Annotated in this window: 14 protein-coding genes and 3 pseudogenes; 7 read left to right on the forward strand and 10 right to left on the reverse strand. The window is 69.7% G+C overall.

Annotated features, from left to right (window positions below; all coding sequences use genetic code 11):
• Positions 1-24: 24 nt before the first annotated feature.
• The 6 genes and pseudogenes from AC1G9L_RS17175 to AC1G9L_RS17200 form a co-directional block, all read right to left on the reverse strand.
• The gene (locus AC1G9L_RS17175) at positions 25-723 is read right to left on the reverse strand and encodes a TorF family putative porin (protein WP_010341358.1); all 699 of its coding nucleotides are present in this window, start codon (positions 721-723) and stop codon (positions 25-27) included.
• 306 nt (positions 724-1,029) lie between these two features.
• Entirely contained in the window at positions 1,030-2,070 is a 1,041-nt protein-coding gene (locus AC1G9L_RS17180; protein ID WP_481069577.1) for a sulfate/molybdate ABC transporter ATP-binding protein, read from the reverse strand.
• A gap of 65 nt (positions 2,071-2,135) precedes the next feature.
• Positions 2,136-3,005: pseudogene (gene cysW, locus AC1G9L_RS17185) on the reverse strand (sulfate ABC transporter permease subunit CysW); the annotation flags it as partial.
• 86 nt (positions 3,006-3,091) lie between these two features.
• A pseudogene (locus AC1G9L_RS17190) lies at positions 3,092-3,538 on the reverse strand (ABC transporter permease subunit); the annotation flags it as partial.
• 240 nt (positions 3,539-3,778) lie between these two features.
• Positions 3,779-4,192: pseudogene (locus AC1G9L_RS17195) on the reverse strand (ABC transporter permease); the annotation flags it as partial.
• Between the two features lie 4 nt (positions 4,193-4,196).
• Complete coding sequence (locus AC1G9L_RS17200) at positions 4,197-5,219, reverse strand: sulfate ABC transporter substrate-binding protein (RefSeq protein WP_019801261.1); 1,023 nt, start codon at positions 5,217-5,219, stop codon at positions 4,197-4,199.
• Between the two features lie 193 nt (positions 5,220-5,412).
• Here AC1G9L_RS17200 and kbl point away from each other — a divergent pair, with 193 nt between their 5' ends.
• Together kbl and AC1G9L_RS17210 are read left to right on the forward strand one after the other, a co-directional pair.
• Positions 5,413-6,615, forward strand: a complete 1,203-nt coding sequence (gene kbl / locus AC1G9L_RS17205; RefSeq protein WP_019801262.1) for a glycine C-acetyltransferase — start codon at positions 5,413-5,415, stop codon at positions 6,613-6,615.
• A 1-nt stretch (position 6,616) separates the two neighbouring features.
• Positions 6,617-7,009, forward strand: coding sequence for an HNH endonuclease (locus AC1G9L_RS17210; protein WP_209031972.1), 393 nt, complete (start codon positions 6,617-6,619; stop codon positions 7,007-7,009).
• Here AC1G9L_RS17210 and AC1G9L_RS17215 read toward each other — a convergent pair.
• Positions 6,960-7,790, reverse strand: a complete 831-nt coding sequence (locus AC1G9L_RS17215; protein ID WP_481069578.1) for a pseudouridine synthase — start codon at positions 7,788-7,790, stop codon at positions 6,960-6,962. The genes AC1G9L_RS17210 and AC1G9L_RS17215 overlap by 50 nt on opposite strands.
• A gap of 49 nt (positions 7,791-7,839) precedes the next feature.
• On the reverse strand, positions 7,840-8,337 hold the full coding sequence (locus tag AC1G9L_RS17220; RefSeq protein WP_019801306.1) for a hypothetical protein: 498 nt from the start codon (positions 8,335-8,337) through the stop codon (positions 7,840-7,842).
• A 410-nt stretch (positions 8,338-8,747) separates the two neighbouring features.
• Here AC1G9L_RS17220 and AC1G9L_RS17225 point away from each other — a divergent pair, with 410 nt between their 5' ends.
• A complete protein-coding gene (locus AC1G9L_RS17225; protein WP_481069579.1) occupies positions 8,748-9,671 on the forward strand; it encodes an IS110 family transposase in 924 nt (307 codons plus the stop codon).
• A 96-nt stretch (positions 9,672-9,767) separates the two neighbouring features.
• Here AC1G9L_RS17225 and AC1G9L_RS17230 read toward each other — a convergent pair whose 3' ends face one another.
• Both AC1G9L_RS17230 and AC1G9L_RS17235 read right to left on the reverse strand, forming a co-directional pair.
• On the reverse strand, positions 9,768-10,865 hold the full coding sequence (locus AC1G9L_RS17230) for an OmpA family protein (protein WP_481069580.1): 1,098 nt from the start codon (positions 10,863-10,865) through the stop codon (positions 9,768-9,770).
• A gap of 277 nt (positions 10,866-11,142) precedes the next feature.
• Entirely contained in the window at positions 11,143-12,054 is a 912-nt protein-coding gene (locus AC1G9L_RS17235; protein WP_371181068.1) for a LysR family transcriptional regulator, read from the reverse strand.
• Between the two features lie 99 nt (positions 12,055-12,153).
• Between AC1G9L_RS17235 and AC1G9L_RS17240 the strand changes: the two genes are divergently transcribed.
• From AC1G9L_RS17240 to AC1G9L_RS17255, 4 genes are read left to right on the forward strand one after another with little or no spacing between them, the layout of a single operon-like run.
• Positions 12,154-13,404 carry an MFS transporter gene (locus AC1G9L_RS17240; RefSeq protein WP_481069581.1) on the forward strand — a complete coding sequence of 417 codons (1,251 nt, stop codon included), beginning with the start codon at positions 12,154-12,156 and terminating at the stop codon, positions 13,402-13,404.
• Positions 13,401-14,708: an SGNH/GDSL hydrolase family protein gene (locus tag AC1G9L_RS17245; protein WP_481069582.1), complete on the forward strand. Its 1,308-nt coding sequence runs from the start codon at positions 13,401-13,403 to the stop codon at positions 14,706-14,708. The genes AC1G9L_RS17240 and AC1G9L_RS17245 overlap by 4 nt, the downstream gene beginning before the upstream one ends.
• Positions 14,709-14,754: 46 nt before the next feature.
• Positions 14,755-15,789 (forward strand): aldo/keto reductase, encoded by a 1,035-nt coding sequence (locus tag AC1G9L_RS17250; protein ID WP_019802132.1) that lies wholly within the window; start codon positions 14,755-14,757, stop codon positions 15,787-15,789.
• Between the two features lie 42 nt (positions 15,790-15,831).
• Positions 15,832-16,854, forward strand: a complete 1,023-nt coding sequence (locus tag AC1G9L_RS17255; RefSeq protein ID WP_019802133.1) for a zinc-binding alcohol dehydrogenase family protein — start codon at positions 15,832-15,834, stop codon at positions 16,852-16,854.
• Positions 16,855-17,297: the final 443 nt, after the last annotated feature.

Genomic DNA, 17,297 nt, shown 5'->3' on the forward strand with positions numbered 1-17,297 from the left:
TCGTTCATCGCGGCAGCGACGCGATCAGAACGCGATCGTGCCCGAGACCACCACGCGGTGACCGGCCAGGCGCTCGGTGAAGTTCTCCGGGCCCTTGTTGTCGGTGTCGTAGTAGCCCACGCTCAGCGCCAGCGGGCCGACCATCTTGCCCACGCTGACGTTGTAGTCGGTGTAGTCCTGGTACGCGGTCAGCGCGCTTTCGTAGGTGGTGCGGCCGACGTGCGCACCGACGCTGAAGCCCTGCGGCAGCGACCAGTTTCCGTCCAGCGCGTAGTAGAAGCTGTCCTTGTCCAGGTTGTACACGTTGTCGGTGTACGCCACGGTCAGCGTGTAGGTCTTGAGGAACTTGGTCTTGGTGATCAGTTCGTTGTAGTTCAACCGGCCGGCGCCCGGGTAGCCGTAGCGGTTGACCATCACATCGAAGTTCCAGTCCGGCGAGAAATCGACGTTGTAGCCGACGAAGCCGTCCGTTTCCCAATCCGGATCGCCCGCGCCGAAATCGACGTTGGACCCCCAGGCGCCCACGTACAGGCCGAACGGCGAGGTGTAGGTGAGGCCGGCCTGGAACGCCGGGCCCTTGTCGGTCTGGGAGACGCCGCGGAACACGTAGTCGCTGACCACGCCGTAGGAGCCAGTGATCGGCGAGGTGGGCGCGTCCTGGGCCAGGACGGTGAGCGGCGAAGCGGCCAGTGCGACGGCCAGGGCGAGAGTGGTCTTGTTCACCGGTCATTCTCCTGTGGTTGACGAGGGATGGGGTTGCAGCGCTGGCGCAGAGGCGCCTTCACGGTTTTTTAACCGCTTTGATCTTGCAGCGCAACAACTTTTCGTCTGCCGCGCGACATGACCGGACACGCAGCCGCCGGTCCGGGTCAGGCGCGGACATCCGCGGTCCGCCGATCGCGGTCACGGGCCCGCCAGACAGGAGGGGCGGCCGGTGCCGTGGTGGTCAGGCCGCGACCGAGCGGACAGACGCCAGGGGCACCGGCACGCAAGCGTGTCAGCGGCCGCTGAAAATGGCGCGATGGCGCCTCAATCCGGCCGGGCGAAGACGCCGTAGCGGCGCGCGCGCAGGTGCAGCGGCTGGCCCGGCGCATAGTCGGATGCGCCCTCGCCCGCCGGCAGTTCCACCTCCACCTCGTCGTGGCCATGCGCCAGTTGCGCACGCAGGCGCAGGCGCGGGCCGCTGCGCTGGATCGACAGCACCGTCGCCGCCCAGCCCTCGCTGCCCGGCGCCAGGTCTTCCGGCCGCACATATAGCTCGACCGGGCCGGTGGACAGCGGGGTCGACGGCGCCGGCAAGGCCAGCCCGCCGACCTGCACCGCCCCGTCGTGCAGGCGCGCCGGCAGCCGGTTCACCGCGCCGACGAAGCCGTACACGAAGGGCGACGCCGGCTGCTCGTAGACCTGCGCCGGGCTGCCGACCTGCTCGATCCGCCCGCGGTGGAGGATCGCCACGCGGTCGGCCAGTTCCAGCGCCTCTTCCTGGTCGTGGGTGACGAACACCGTGGTCAGGCCGGTGCGTTCGTGCAGCTCGCGCAACCAGCGCCGCAGGTCGCGACGGACCTGTGCATCCAGCGCGCCGAACGGTTCGTCGAGCAATAGCACGCGCGGCTCGATCGCCAGCGCGCGCGCCAGCGCCACGCGCTGGCGCTGACCGCCGGACAGTTGCGCCGGGTAGCGCCGCTCCAGGTCGTGCAACTGCACAAGCGCCAACAGCTCCTGCACCCGCGCGCGGATGCGCGCCTCGGTCCAGCGCGCCTCGCGGCGCACACGCTGGCCGAAGGCGACGTTCTCGTACACGCTCATGTGCTTGAACAAGGCATAGTGCTGGAACACGAAGCCGACCCGGCGCGCCTGCACCGACAACGCGGTGGCGTCTTCGCCGTGGATCAGCACGCGTCCGCGATCGGCGTGTTCGAGTCCGGCGATCACCCGCAGCAGCGTGGTCTTGCCGGAACCGGACGGCCCCAACAACGCCAGCAGTTCGCCCTGGCGGATGTCCAGGCTGATGTCGTCGAGCGCGGCGAAGTCGCCGAAGCGCTTGCTCAGGTGCTGTACGCGGATGCTCATTGCAACCTCAATGTCGGTGAGTGGCGGCCAGCGCCGCGCCATGGCGCCAGTGCAGCATTGCAACCTCAATGTCGGTGAGTGGCGGCCAGCGCCGCGCCATGGCGCCAGTGCAGCCAGGACTTCACGGCGAGCGTCAGCAGCGCGGTCAGCGCCAGCAGGCTGGCGCAGGCGAAGGCGGCGCTGTAGGCGTATTCGTTGTAGAGGATCTCCACATGCAGCGGCAGCGTGTTGGTGCGCCCGCGGATATGCCCGGAGACCACCGACACCGCGCCGAACTCGCCCATCGCCCGCGCACTGCACAGCAGCACGCCGTACAGCAGGCCCCAGCGGATGTTCGGCAAGGTCACCCGCAGGAACGTCTGCCAGCCGCTGGCGCCCAGGCTCAGCGCCGCCAGTTCCTCGTCGTCGCCCTGCTGCTCCATCAGCGGCATCAGCTCGCGGGCGATGAACGGGAAGGTGACGAAGGTGGTCGCCAGCACGATGCCCGGCAGGGCGAACACGATCCGCGGCAGGTGCAGCAGGACCTCGCCGAACAGCGGCAGGTGCAGGCGCACGCCCTCGTCGATCAGCGGCCAGGCCCAGCCGTTGCGGCCGAAGAGCAGAATGAACAGCAGGCCCGCGACCACCGGCGACACCGAGAACGGCAGATCGATCAGGCTCACCAACAGGCGCTTGCCGGGGAAGCGGTGCTTGCTGACCGCCCACGCCGCAGCCACGCCGAACACCAGGTTCAACGGCACCACGATCGCCGCCACCAGCAGGGTCAGCCCGATCGCCGCCAGCGCATCCGGATCGGAGATCGCACGCCAGAACACGCCGGCGCCGCCGCGCAACGCCTCGACGAACACCAGCAGCAAGGGCAGCAGCAGGAACGCCAGCAGGAAGCAGAGCGCACCGCCGATCAGCAGCCGCCGCACCCAGCGCGGCTCGTCGACCACCGAGGCCTGCACGTGCGCCTGGACGGCAACCGCATCGGCCTGCCCGGGGACGCGTGCCGCCAGCGCGGCCACCACCGACGCCATCACGCCACCGCCCGGCCGCGCCGCGCGAACCAGGCCTGCGCCGCGTTGACCAGCAACAAGGACAGCAGCGACAACAGCAGCATCGCCGCGGCGATCGCGCTGGCGCCGCCGTAGTCGAATTCTTCCAGACGGATGGTGATCAGCAACGGCGCGATCTCGGTGGCGTTGGGCAGGTTGCCGGCGATGAAGATCACCGAGCCGTACTCGCCGACGCCGCGCGCGAACGCCAGCGCGAACCCGGTCAGCACCGCCGGCCACAGCGTCGGCAGCAGTACCCGGCGCACGGTCTGCCAGCGCCCGGCACCGAGCGTGGCCGCGGCCTCTTCCAGTTCGCGCTCGGCCTCGGCCAGCACCGGCTGCACGATCCGCACCACGAACGGCAGCCCCACGAACACCAGGGCCACGACGATGCCCAGCGGCGTGTAGGCGACCTTGATCCCGCCTGCGCCGCTGCTGTGCATCAGCGCGGCATAGCCGATCAGCAGGCCACCCAGGCCCAGCGCGGCCAGGCTGAGCACCGCGACCGTGCCGAACAGGCGCTGCAGTGCGCGCAGCGGTGCCGGCAGCAGCGCCTGGCTGCGCCGCAGCAGCGCGTAACCGATGGCCGACAACACCAGCAACAGTGCCAGCCGCGACCACCACCAGGCCAGCACCGGCAGGCTGGCCGCCAGCGCCTGCGCCGGCTGCTCCAGCCAACGGCCGATCCAGCCGTTGCTGCCGTACAGCGCAGTCAGGGCGATGCCGGCCACCGCCGTCGGCAGCGCGAACGGCAGGTCGATCATCGCGTCGAACAGGCGCTTGCCGGGAAAGCGATAGCGCACGAACACCCAGGCCACCCAGGTGCCCATCACCGCATTGAACGCGGCCGCGGCCAGCGCGGTGCCGAAACTCAGGCGCAACGCCGCCAGCACCCGCGGCTCGCTCCACACCCGCCACACGCCCTCCCAGCCCAGCCCGCTGGTCTTGAGCAGCAACGCGAGCAAGGGGATCAGCACCACCAGCCCCAGCCAGGTCAGGGTGATGCCCAGGCTCAACCCCAGCCCGGGCATCACCCGGCGCTGGCGCGGGGCGCGGGGAACGGCATCGGCGGTCACGGCCATCGCGTCACTTGCTCGCCTGGATCTGATCGAACAGGCCGCCATCGTCGAAGTGCGTGGCCTGCGCCTTGGCCCAGGATCCGAATGCCTGATCGATGGTCACCAGGCGCACCTTCGGCAGCCGCGCCAGGTCGGCGCGGTCGGCATATTCGGGATGGCGCGGCCGGTAGTAGTGCCTGGCCGCGATCTTCTGTCCTTCCGGCGAGTACAGGTACTTGAGGTATTCCTCGGCCACCGCGCGGGTGCCGTGCTTGTCCACATTCTTGTCGACCAGCGCCACCGACGGCTCGGCCAGGATCGACAGCTTCGGCACGACGATCTCGAACTTGTCCTGGCCCAGTTCCTGCTGCGCCAGGAACGCCTCGTTCTCCCAGGCCAGCAGCACATCGCCGATGCCGCGCTGGACGAAGGTGGTGGTGGCGCCGCGCGCGCCGGTGTCCAGCACCGGCACGTTGCGGAACAGCGCGCGCATGTAGTTGAGGATGCGTTCGCGGTCGCCCTTGAAGATGTGGTCGGCGTAGGCCCAGGCGGCCAGGTAGTTCCAGCGCGCGCCGCCGGAGGTCTTGGGATTGGGGGTGATCACCGACACCCCGCTGCGCAGCAGGTCGGGCCAGTCCTTGATGCCTTTCGGATTGCCCTTGCGCACCAGGAACACGATGGTGGAGGTATACGGCGCGCTGTTGTCGGGCAGCCGCGTGGCCCAGTTCGCATCGATCAGCTTGCTCTTGGCGGCGATCGCATCGACGTCGTAGGCCAGCGCCAGCGTCACCACGTCGGCCTCGACGCCGTCGATCACCGCGCGCGCCTGCTTGCCGGAGCCGCCGTGCGAGGTCTCCACCGCCACCTGCTCGCCGGGATGCAGTTGCGCCCAGTGCTTGGCGAAGGCGGCGTTGTAGTCCCGGTACAGCTCGCGGGTGGGATCGTAGGACACGTTGAGCAGTTGCGTCTCGGCGGCGGCCGCGGCCCCGGCGAGCGCGCACAACGCGAGCGCAAGGAGCAGGCGCCAGCGGCGCGACGGAAGGCTGGACATGGACGGTTCTCCGGGAAACCCACAGGTAAACGCCGCGGCCAATGCCCGCCGCGGACCATGACGCATGCTGCGCAGCGGCAGGCGACGGGTGAAATGACTTCCGGGCAGCGGCTCATGCCATTTGCGCATGACGACACCGACGCCTGCGGGCACCGCGGTAAAATCGCCACTTCTTTCGCCGCGCGTGCCCGTCATGACCGACTCCCGCCTCACCCAGCACTACGCCGAGGAACTGGACGCGATCCGCGCCCAGGGCCTGTTCAAGTCCGAGCGTATCATCGTCGGCCCGCAGGCAGCGGAAATCGTCCTCGCCGACGGCCGCCGCGTGCTCAATTTCTGCGCCAACAACTACCTGGGCCTGGCCGATCATCCCGAACTGATCCAGGCCGCCAAGGACGCGCTGGACACGCACGGCTTCGGCATGGCCTCGGTGCGCTTCATCTGCGGCACCCAGGACCTGCACAAGCAACTGGAGGCGCAGATCGCCGCGTTCTTCGGCACCGAGGACACCATCCTCTACGCCGCCTGCTTCGACGCCAACGGCGGCCTGTTCGAACCGCTGCTGGGCGAGCAGGACGCGATCATCTCCGACGCGCTCAACCACGCCTCGATCATCGACGGGGTGCGCCTGTGCAAGGCCAAGCGCTTCCGCTACGCCAACTGCGACATGGCCGACCTGGAAGCGCAGCTGCAGGCGGCCGACGCCGCCGGCTGCAAGACCAAGCTGATCACCAGCGACGGCGTGTTCTCGATGGACGGTTTCATCGCTCCGCTGGACGAGATCACTGCGCTGGCGAAGAAATACAACGCGCTGGTGCACATCGACGAATGCCATGCCACCGGCTTCCTCGGCGCCAGCGGCCGCGGCTCGGCCGAGGTCAAGGGCGTGCTGGACCGGATCGATATCTTCACCGGCACCCTGGGCAAGGCCATGGGCGGGGCGCTGGGCGGCTTCACCACCGGCCGCCACGAGGTGATCGAACTGCTGCGCCAGCGCTCGCGGCCCTACCTGTTCTCCAACTCGCTGCCGCCGCACGTGGTCGCCGCCGGGAGCAAGGCCTTCGCGATGCTCGACGCCGCCGACGACCTGCGCGCGCAGCTGGTCGAGAACACCGCCTACTTCCGCGAGCGCATGGCCGCCGCCGGTTTCGACATCAAGCCCGGCACCCATCCGATCTGCCCGGTGATGCTGTACGACGCGCCGCTGGCGCAGCGCTTCGCCGAACGGCTGCTGGAGGAAGGCATCTACGCCATCGGCTTCTTCTTCCCGGTGGTGCCCAAGGGCCAGGCGCGGATCCGCACCCAGATCAGCGCCGCGCACACCCGCGAGCACCTGGACCGTGCGATCGACGCGTTCACCCGCATCGGCCGCGAACTGGGCGTCATCACCGCCTGAGATGCGCGCCGCGCTGCGCCAACGGCTGTTGCTGGCGGCGCAGACCGACGCCCAGGCGCAGCCTGCGGCCGGCGGCTGGCACAGCCGCTGCCTGCATTGCCGGCGGCGCCTGGATCTGCGCGGTGACGGCGAACCACTGGGCCACTGCTCGCTCGAACATGTGGTGCCGCAGGCCTGGTTCGGGCGCCGTGCCGCCGCGGCGCTGTGCGCCCAGGTCGGCGACGACCCCAACGATGCGCGCAACCTGGCACTGGCCTGTGCCGGCTGCAATCACGCCAAGGGCCGCCACCACGATGCGCGCGGGCCGCAGGACGCGCGCGCCCGCGAGGTGGTCGCCGCCCTGCTCAGCGCGCGGCTGGCGCGCTGGCGTCCGCCGCCGGCGCCAACGCCGTGACTTCGGCGGCGCTGAGTTCGCGCCATGCGCCCTTGCCCAGCTCGCCCAGCGCCAGCTCGCCGACCGCCACCCGCACCAGCCGCAGCACGTCCAGGCCCAGCGCGGCGAGCAGCCGCCGGATCTGCCGGTTGCGGCCTTCGTCCAGCACCACTTCCAGCCAGGCATGGCGTTCGCCCTGGCGCAGCAGGCGCACCTGCTTGGCCCGCAGCGCCTCGCCTTCGGCAACCACGCCGACGCACATCCGCGCCAGCAGCGCCGCGTCGGGGATCGCATCCACCTGCACGTGATAGGTCTTGTCCGGACCGCTGACCGGATCGGTGACCCGCGCCGCCCACTGCGGGTCGTTGCTGAACAGCAGCAGGCCCTCGCTGGCCTTGTCCAGGCGCCCGACCGGGGCCAGCCACGGCAGCCCGGCGCCATCGAAACAGCGGTAGACGGTGTCGCGGCCGCGTTCGTCCTGCGCGCTGGTGACCAGCCCGCGCGGCTTGTTGAGCATCAGGTACAGGCGCTTGGTATCGGTCAGGGCCGCGCCATCCAGGGCCAGCCGGTGGCGGCCCTGCAGGATCGGGAATTCGGGATCGGTGACGATGCGCCCGTCGACGGCGACGCGGCCAGCGGCGATCCAGCGCGCGGCCTCGGTGCGCGAGCACAGGCCCAGTTTGGACAGGGTGCGGGCCAGGCCGTGCCGCGGCGCGGCCGGCGTGGCGTCGCGCGCCGGCGGGCGCGAACGCGCGGGCGCCGCCTGGGGCGACGGCGGACGGCGGGAACGCGGCGGCTTCACCCCTCGCACGGCGTCGACGGGCGCGGCCGCGGGCGGCCGCGCACCGGACTTACTGCTTGTTGGCCTCGGCCGGAGCCGGTGCCGGCGCTTCGGCGGCAGCCGGTGCCGGCGCCGGACGCGCCTTGACCACGCGCACGCCACGCGCCTTCATCCAGGCATCGAACTCCTCGGCGGTCATGCGCTTGCCGTTCTGGCTCATGTCGAACCGCCAAGGGGTGTTGTCGAACGCGGTGGCCGGCTTGTAGGCGGCCGGATCGTTCGGCTTCACCGCGCCAGGTGTGGCATTGGCCAGGCTCTGGCAACCTTCGGCGCGCAAGCGCAGCAGCACGCGGTCCAGGGACTGGTCGCTGCTGTAGGACTGGGTCAGCACGCCGCTGGGCATGCCCAACTGCACGTTGCGGCTGAACAGTTCCGAAGCGACCGGTGCGGCGACCGTCGCCGGCAGCGCCAGCGGCTTGGGCAGCAGATCGCCGGAGCAATCCGGTGCGGCGTGGGCCGCAGGAATCAGGGCAAGCGCGAGCAGGCTGGCCGTCACGATACGCAGCATCGGTTTTTTTCCATTCAGGCGAGTCAACGAGCGAGTGTAGGCAGGCCCCGGCGTGCTTTCAACTGTTACCGGCACTACATGCGCTAAATAATTGGGATTGCTGAAAAAGTTCAGCTTGAACGCTTTGTGCATCCTGCAGGAGCGGCTTCAGCAGCGACAGGCATTTCCGGGACGTCTGTCGCGGCTGAAGCCGCTTGTGTCAAATAAGGGTCTATCGTTGCAGGTGAGAGCGGAGTGCGGCAGGCCGTTTAGCCGCAGTGCCAGCAAGCACGAGTAGGAGTCAGCGCCGCCGCACTCCGGTTCTCCTGCCTGACAAGCCCGAACAGTTGCCCGAGTGACGAGCTCGAACTCCACAAGCATGGGCATCGGCAGGAGCGCTCTCGTCCCTGAGTCTACTGCGGAGAACGTCTATGCGGCGCTATGTCGGGATCGATGTATCCAAGGCCGAACTGGTCATTCATGTCCTGCCGGACGAGCAGGCCTGGACCCAACCCAATACGCCACAGGGGCAGCGTGCGCTGGCCCAGCGCCTTGCCGAGCTGGGCTGCGAGCGGATCGTGCTGGAAGCCAGTGGCGGCTACGAACATGCCGTGCTGCAGGTGCTCCGAGAGGCAAACCTGCCGGCAGTGCGGATGGCCGCCGATCGTCCGCGCAAGCTCGCCCAGGCCTTGGGCCTGCATGCCAAGACCGATGCCCTGGACGCGCGCCTGCTGGCCATCGCCGCCCAGCACATCCCGACCATGCCCACGCCCGTGGCGCCCGAGCATCAGCAGTCTCTTCGCGAACTGCTGGACCTGCGTGCCACCCTGGTGAGCCAGCGTGATGCCCATCGGCGGCGCCTGGAGCACATCACCAGCGCCAAGGTGCAACACCGCTGCCGAGAGGTGATCGCCCTGCTGAACCAGCAGATCCAGACATTGACGCAGGAGATCGAGCAGCAGGGCAAGACCTGCTCGAGCCTACCCAAGGTGCCTGGGCTCGGGACGATCCTGCGCGCGGTTCTGGCCGCGCGGCTGCCAGAGCTGGGCACGCTGCCGCCACGCAAGCTCGCTGCCATGGTCGGGCTGGCCCCGTTCAATCACGACAGCGGTTGCTGGAAAGGCCAGCGCCGCATCAAAGGCGGACGTGCCGACGTGCGGCGCGTGCTGTACATGGCCACCTGGGCCAGCATCCGCGCCAAATCCCCCTTGGCCAACACTTACGCGCGCCTGCGCGCAGGCGGCAAACCGGCCAAGGTCGCCATCGTCGCCTGCATGCACAAGTTCCTGCGCTGGCTCAATGCCATCGCGCGCGATCAGGCCCCGTACGCTCCTCCTGTCATCGCAGGTGCATGACAGTTGACTCCTACAACGACACCGACATACATCCCCACCCCACAAAAACAAAGCCCGGCGCGAGGCCGGGCTTTGCTTGAGACTGGAAGCGTCCGATTAGTTCTGGACGTTCAGCTCGGTACGACGGTTCTTGGCGCGGCCTTCCGGATTGTCCGAACCATCCGGGTTGGTGTTCGGGGCAATCGGACGGCTCTCGCCGTAGCCGATCGGACCGACCAGACGCGAAGCGTCCACGCCGTTCTTCACCAGGTAGTCGTACACGACGCGGGCGCGGCGCTCGGACAGCTTCTGGTTGTAGGCTTCGGTACCCTTCGAGTCGGTGTGACCGGCAACCTCGACGCGCAGGTCGGGGTAACGCTTCAGGATCTCGGTGGCCTCGCCCAGGATCGCCACGGCGTCCGGACGCAGGTTCGCCTTGTTGAAGTCGAAGTTGACGCCCTTCAGGTCGATCGACACCGGCACCGGGCAGCCGTCCGGACCGATGGTCTGGCCAGGCTGGGAGTTCGGGCACTTGTCGTCGCAGTTGTTGACGCCGTCACCGTCGTCGTCCAGATCGGCGCAGCTCGGCGCAGCGGCCGGCGGCGGCGGCGGGGCGACCGGGGCAGCCGGCGGCGGGCCCAGCGGGATCACGACGCCGACCGAAGCCAGCACGTCGCCGAACCAGTTCTCGGACGGAGCGGCAACGCTCTTGTCGTCGAAGTCAGCGCGGTAGGCCACTTCGGCACGCACGGCAACGCGCTTGTCGAAGGTGGTCTGCAGACCGACGCCGGCCTTGGCGGCAAAGTTGCCGTCCTTGCGCTGGCCCGGGGAGACCGGACCGCCGGTGTCGAACTCTTCTTCCGAGCGCTGGTAGCCCAGGCCGAACAGCAGGTACGGGTTCCAGCCGCGGCCTTCCTGGATGAAGTGACGACGCAGGTCGAACGAGATGCCGTACTGGCTCCAGTTCAGGTCCTGGTTCTTGTCGAAGTTCGGGTTCTGATAGTTCAGCTCACCGTCCAGCGACCAGTTCGGGTTGATGAACTTGCCCAGGCCCAGGGTGACGAAGGGCGCATCGTTGGTGGTGCGGTCCTTGTCCTGGAAGTTGAAACCAGCCGAACCGGTCAGGTACCAGCGGTCGTCGAATTCCTGCGCGGACGCTGCCTGGGCGACGGCCAGACCGCCCAGCAACGCGGCGGTGAGAATTTTCTTGTTCATTAATACAACTCCTTGTTTCGGGGAGATAGAAACCGGTAGAGGCATGGTTCTGTACAGATGTCTCGTCACATCCAGACGGCCGTTTCCGCACGCCATCGCCGCGCACATTATGCGCGGCATAGTGAAGATGGCGTTAACGAGCACGTAACATGTGAAAGTCAACGCCAGCCGCTGCCAGGCCGTGGATACACCCTATACAGCTTGATGAAATCCCGCAATGCGCCAGGCGCGTGACCGTTTGCGGTCGTAGACAAGGACTCGCAGGGCGACCCAGGTCTCACCCCGGCCGCGCCCACGGCGGCGGGTCTGCCAACTCCGCCTGCATGAACTCGACGAAGGCGCGCACCCGTGGCGGCACCAGCCGCCGCTGCGGCATCACCGCGTAGATGCCGGTCTCGGTCAGCGGGTAGTCGGCCAGCACCTGGCACAGCCGTCCCTGCCGCAGGTCCTCGGCCACGTGCCATTCCGAATGCAGGGCGATGCCCTGGCCGTTGACCGCGGCATCGCGCAGCACCTCGCCGAAGTTGGTCTCCAGCGGCCCTGCCACGCGCACCGCGATCTCGCCGTCGGGTCCCTGCAGCCGCCAGGTGTCCTGGCGGCCGTCGCTGCCGGTCAGCAGCAGGCAGGCGTGCGCGGCCAGGTCGGCCGGCGTGGCCGGGGTGCCGTGGCGGCGCAGGTAGTCGGGCGAGGCGCAGAGCATGCGTCGATTGCCGGCCAGGCGCCGCGCGACCAGGCTGGAGTCGCGCAGGGTGCCGATGCGGATCGCCAGATCGAACCCTTCGCTGACCAGGTCCACGACGTTGTCGCTCAGGTGCACGCTCAGCCGCACCTGCGGATGCAGGGCCATGAAGCGTGGCAGCACGGGCGAGACATACAGGCGCCCGAACGCGGCCGACATCGTCACCCGCAGGGTGCCGGCGGCGCTGGCGCCGGCCTGGCGCAGACCGCCGGCCAGCGATTCCAGGTCCTCGACCAGCGGCCGCCCCTGCTCGGCCAGTTGCAGGCCTTCCGGGGTCGGGTGCAGGCGCCGCGTGGTCCGGTGGAGCAGACGCACGCCGAGCGCGCGTTCCAGCCGCTGCAGCCGCTGGCTGGCCACCGCCACCGACAGGTCCAGGCTACGCGCGGCGGCGCTGATCGAGCCGAGGTCGAGCACGCGCAGGAACAGGGCGATGTCGCCGATCCGGTCCATTATGTGGATTCCATTGAAAGTCGTTCAATATTTTTACTGTTTTTGCTGAAGACATGCAGGCCTAGGCTGCCGTCCTCCCGCCACTTCCGGAGCCGCCGCATGGCCGCCTCGCTCGCTCCATCTCCCCAGCAACCCGCTGCAGGGCGCACGCCGCTCGCGCTGTACGCGCTGACCGCCGGCGCCTTCGGCATCGGCACCACCGAGTTCGTGATCATGGGCCTGCTGCTGCAGGTCGCCGCCGACCTGCGGGTCAGCGTTCCGGCCGCCGGGCTGCTGATCTCCGGCTATGCGCTGGGCGTGTTCCTCGGCGCGCCGCTGCTGACCGTGGCCAGCCGGCGCTGGCCGCGCAAGCGCGTGCTGCTGGCGCTGATGCTGGTGTTCACCGCCGGCAACCTGGCCTGCGCGCTGGCGCCGAACTACGCGGCGCTGATGGCGGCGCGGGTGGTGACCTCGCTGGCGCACGGCACCTTCTTCGGCGTCGGCGCGGTGGTCGCCACCACCCTGGTGCCGCCGCAGCGCAAGGCCTCGGCGATCTCGACCATGTTCACCGGCCTCACCGTCGCCACCCTGCTCGGGGTGCCGGCCGGCGCCTGGCTGGGCCTGCATGACGGCTGGCGTGCCACGTTCTGGGCGGTGGCGGGGATCGGCGCGCTGGCCACCGTGGTGATCGCCGCGCTGGTGCCGGCCGATCGCGCCGCACCGGCGACCGTGCCGCTGCGCGAGGAACTGCGCGCGGTCGGCCGCGCGCCCGTGCTGCTCGGCCTGGCGACGACGGTGCTGGGCTATGCCGGCGTGTTCGCCGTGTACACCTATGTGCAGCCGCTGCTGACCCAGGTCACCGGGGTGGCCGACAGTGCGGTGTCGCCGCTGCTGCTGGTGTTCGACGTGGGCATGATCGTCGGCAACGTGCTCGGCGGACGCCTGGCCGACCGCCGCCCGCGGCAGGCGCTGCCGCTGAGCCTGGGCGTGCTGGCGGTGGTGCTGGCGGCGCTGACCCTCGCCCTGCCCTCGGCGCCGGCGATGGCGTTGGGCATCGGTCTGCTGGGCGTGGCCGCGTTCGCCACGGTGGCGCCGCTGCAGGTGTGGGTGCTGGGCAAGGCCGGCGAGGCCGGCCGGCATCTGGCCTCGAGCCTGAACATCGGTGCGTTCAACCTGGGCAATGCACTGGGCGCCTGGTTCGGCGGCCTGGTGCTCGGCCATGGCGGCAACCTGTCGCAACTGCCCTGGGTGGCGGCACTGCTGACCCTGGCCGGACTGGCGGTGGCGCTGGGCGCGCTGCGGCTGTCGCCGGCCACCGCCACACCTGCCGCCAATCACGGCGCGGGTTGCGCCGCCGGCGGTGCGGCATGAGCCGGCCGATGGCGACGGCCGCGCTGGCGGCGGCGCTGCTGGGCACGGCGATCATGGCGGATGCGGCGCCGCGCGACTGGATCGCGACCTGGCAGGCCAGCCCGCAGCCGCTGTGGAGCGCGGACTTCCCGTTCCCGACGCAGACGCCGTTCCACCTGTGGCGGCAGACCGTGCGCCAGGTGGCGCGGGTGAGCCTGGGCGGCAGCGAGGTGCGGGTGGAACTGAGCAACGCCTATGGCGATGCGCCGCTGCACATCGGCGCCGCGTCGCTGGCGCTGGCCGGCGACGGCGACGGCGACGGCGCGGCGATCCTGCCGGGCTCGCAGCGGCCGCTGCGCTTCGGCGGCAGGACCGAGGTGACCGTGCCGCCGGGCGCGCCGGTGCTCAGCGACCCGGTGGCGCTGAGCGTGCCGGACCTGGCCCGGCTCAGCATCAGCCTGTACCTGCCGCAGCCGACCGCGCCGTCCACCTTCCACTGGGAGGGCCTGCAGAGCGCCTGGCTGGCCGAGGGCGAGCGCACCGCCGACGACACGCTGGCCGGCGCCAGCGCGCTGCCGGTGCGGCTGTTCGTCAGCGGCATCCAGGTGCGCCGTGCCGATGCCGCCGGCGCGGTGGTGGCGCTGGGCGATTCGATCACCGACGGGGCCGCCTCGACGCCGGGACAGGACCGGCGCTGGCCGGACCAGCTGGCTACGCGGCTCGCCGCGCAGCGGTGGGCAGTGCTCAACGCCGGCATCTCCGGCGGGCGCGTGCTGCGCGACCGCATGGGCCAGAACGCGCTGGCGCGGCTGGACCGCGACGTGCTGGCGCAGCCCGGCGTGCACACCGTGATCCTGCTGATGGGCATCAACGACGTCAGTTGGTACGGCACGCCGTTCGCGCCGGACGATGCGCCGGTGCCGGCCGAGGATCTGATCGCCGGCTACCGGCAATTGCTGCAGCGCGCGCAGGCGCGCGGTCTGCGGGTGATCGGCGCCACCTTGACCCCGTTCGAGGGCGCGCTGCCGGACTCGCCGATCCCCGGCTACTACAGCCCGCAGAAGGAGGCCGTGCGCCAGCAGGTCAACGCCTGGCTGCGCGCCGGCAACGGTTTCGACGCGATCCTGGATCTCGATGCGCTGCTGCGCGACCCCGCGCATCCCACGCGGATGCGTGCGGATTTCGACTCGGGCGATCACCTGCATCCCGGCGATGCAGGTTACACGGCCATGGCCGAGGCCGCCGCGCAATTGCTCGGCGCCACCGCAGCCGATTCCACCTCCGCTGCGACCGACGCCGTCGACACCGACGCCGCGGCGCGCTGACGCCTTCTCTCTCCCCACTTTCCCCCTTCGCCATCAGGAGTTCTCCATGGAATACCGTCATCTCGGCGCATCCGGCTTCAAGGTTCCCGTGCTCAGCTTCGGCACCGGCACCTTCGCCGGCACCGATCCGTTCTTCGCCACCTGGGGCAATTCGGACGTGGACCAGGCGCGGCGCCTGATCGACATCTGCCTGGAAGCCGGCGTCACCCTGTTCGACAGCGCCGACGTTTACTCCGGCGGCGCCGCCGAATCGGTGCTGGGCGCGGCGATCAAGGGCCGCCGCGACCAGGTGCTGCTCTCGACCAAGGCCGGCTTTCGCTTCGACCGCACGTCGCCCAACAGCGTCGGTTCCTCGCGCTTCCATTTGATCCGCGCAGTGGAGGCGGCGCTGACCCGCCTGGGCACCGACTATCTCGACCTGTTCCAGTTGCACGGCTTCGACGCGCACACGCCGGTGGAGGAAACCCTGTCCACGCTCGACGACCTGGTGCGTGCCGGCAAGATCCGCTACCTCGGCGTGTCCAACTTCTCCGGCTGGCAGTTGATGAAGTCGCTGGCGGTGGCCGACCGCCACGGCTGGTCGCGCTATGTCGCGCACCAGGCCTACTACTCGCTGATCGGCCGCGACTACGAGGAAGAACTGATGCCGCTGGGCCTGGACCAGGGCGTGGGTGCGCTGGTGTGGAGCCCGCTGGGCTGGGGCCGGCTGACCGGCAAGCTGCGTCGCGGCCAGCCGCTGCCGGACAGCAGCCGCCTGCACGACAAGGCGGTCACCGAGGCCGGCCCGCCGGTGGAGGACGAGCGCCTGTACCGCGTCCTCGACACGCTGGAGGCGATCGCCGCGGAGACCGGCAAAAGCGTGCCGCAGATCGCGCTGAACTGGCTGCTGCAGCGGCCAACGGTCAGCAGCGTGATCATCGGCGCACGGACCGAGGAGCAGTTGCGGCAGAATCTGGGGGCGGTCGGCTGGACCCTCGATGCCGCCCACCTGCAACAACTGGATGCAGCCAGCGCCGCGGTGCCGGCGTATCCGTCCTGGCACCAGCGCGGCTTCGCCGAGCGCAACCCGCGGCCGGTCTGAGCCGCGGCCGTGCCCTCCTTTCCCTCACCTCCAGGAGCCTCCATGAAAGCGGTCGCCACCCTCCATCCCCTGCCGATCGACGATCCGCAGTCGCTGCACGACCTCGACCTGCCGACGCCCCCCGCGCCCGGCGGCCACGACCTGCTGGTGCGGGTCGAAGCGGTGTCGGTCAATCCGGTGGACACCAAGGTCCGCGCCAAGGGCGCGAGCGACGGACAGCCCAAGGTGCTGGGCTACGACGCCGCCGGCGTGGTCGAGGCGGTCGGGCCCGAGGTCGACGGCTTCGAGCCGGGCGACGAGGTCTACTACGCCGGCGACATCACCCGTGCCGGCAGCAACGCGCAGTACCAACTGGTGGATGCGCGCATCGTCGCGCGCAAGCCGGCCACCCTGGACTTCGCCCAGGCCGCGGCGCTGCCGCTGACCACGCTGACCGCCTGGGAGTTGCTGTTCCAGCGCATGCCGTTCGACTTCGACGACGCGCGCAACCGCGGCCGCCGCCTGCTGGTGATCGGCGGCGCCGGCGGGGTCGGCTCGATCGCGATCCAGTTGGCGCGGCATGCCGGCTTCGAGGTGATCGCCACGGCCTCGCGCCCGCAGACCCGCGACTGGTGCCTGCAACTCGGCGCGCACCACGTGATCGACCATCGCCAGGAGCTGGCGCCGCAATTGCAGGCGCTGGGCATCGACAAGGTGGACGCGGCGCTGAACCTGGCCGACACAGACCGCTACTGGCAGGCGCTGGGCGAGCTGCTGGCGCCGCAGGGCCACGTCGGCCTGATCGTCGAACCGAGCGGTCCGCTGCACATCGGCGACCCGTACAAGGCCAAGTGCATCGGCATCCACTGGGAAATGATGTTCGCGCGCGCCCGGTTCCGCACCGACGACATGATCGAACAGCACCGCATCCTGGCGCGCACCGCCAGCCTGGTGGACGCGGGCGAACTGCGCACCACCCTGACCGAGACACTGAGCCCGATCAACGCCATCACCCTGCGCGAGGCGCACCGGCGCCTGGAGTCGGGCAGCACCATCGGCAAACTGGCCCTGGTCGGCTGGGGCTGAGTGGCGCAGCGATCGGAACATTGATGCGACGGCTCTGCTTCGTGCACGTGGCGATGGTTGGCTGCCCCACTGACCGCAACCGCTCCTGCTGTTGCTGTTGCTGTGCTTCTGCCTTTGCCGTTCTCTTGATCTACCGGGTCCCCTCGGCGCGGCAGACATGGCGGGCGAATACCCGAAGGGCGACGCGCAGGATGCGCGTCGTTTTCCGCCGGCACATGGATGTGCCGTCGGAAAATGCCCGTCGTGGCTGCGGACCCGGAGTGCGATAGCGCGGAGGGCGCGCTGCGGGGTGTGCTTTCTTTTGGTTACTTTTCTTTGCACAAGCAAAGAAAAGTAACCCGCGTCAGCGGAAGCTGTTGCTCTTGCTTCCAAGCGTCATGCTTCAAAATCCCGGAAGGATGTAAAGGCGGCTCAAGGCAACGCCCCTCTTGCCGCCAGCCAGG

The sequence above is a fragment of the Xanthomonas sp. NCPPB 1132 genome, assembly GCF_056629235.1.

Coding starts and splice junctions, on each gene's coding strand:
- AC1G9L_RS17180 (WP_481069577.1), bottom strand. CDS start 2,070: ATGAGCATCCGCGTACAGCACCTGAGCAAGCGCTTCGGCGACTTCGCC.
- AC1G9L_RS17200 (WP_019801261.1), bottom strand. CDS start 5,219: ATGTCCAGCCTTCCGTCGCGCCGCTGGCGCCTGCTCCTTGCGCTCGCG.
- kbl (WP_019801262.1), top strand. CDS start 5,413: ATGACCGACTCCCGCCTCACCCAGCACTACGCCGAGGAACTGGACGCG.
- AC1G9L_RS17210 (WP_209031972.1), top strand. CDS start 6,617: ATGCGCGCCGCGCTGCGCCAACGGCTGTTGCTGGCGGCGCAGACCGAC.
- AC1G9L_RS17220 (WP_019801306.1), bottom strand. CDS start 8,337: ATGCTGCGTATCGTGACGGCCAGCCTGCTCGCGCTTGCCCTGATTCCT.
- AC1G9L_RS17225 (WP_481069579.1), top strand. CDS start 8,748: ATGCGGCGCTATGTCGGGATCGATGTATCCAAGGCCGAACTGGTCATT.
- AC1G9L_RS17230 (WP_481069580.1), bottom strand. CDS start 10,865: ATGAACAAGAAAATTCTCACCGCCGCGTTGCTGGGCGGTCTGGCCGTC.
- AC1G9L_RS17235 (WP_371181068.1), bottom strand. CDS start 12,054: ATGGACCGGATCGGCGACATCGCCCTGTTCCTGCGCGTGCTCGACCTC.
- AC1G9L_RS17240 (WP_481069581.1), top strand. CDS start 12,154: ATGGCCGCCTCGCTCGCTCCATCTCCCCAGCAACCCGCTGCAGGGCGC.
- AC1G9L_RS17245 (WP_481069582.1), top strand. CDS start 13,401: ATGAGCCGGCCGATGGCGACGGCCGCGCTGGCGGCGGCGCTGCTGGGC.
- AC1G9L_RS17250 (WP_019802132.1), top strand. CDS start 14,755: ATGGAATACCGTCATCTCGGCGCATCCGGCTTCAAGGTTCCCGTGCTC.
- AC1G9L_RS17255 (WP_019802133.1), top strand. CDS start 15,832: ATGAAAGCGGTCGCCACCCTCCATCCCCTGCCGATCGACGATCCGCAG.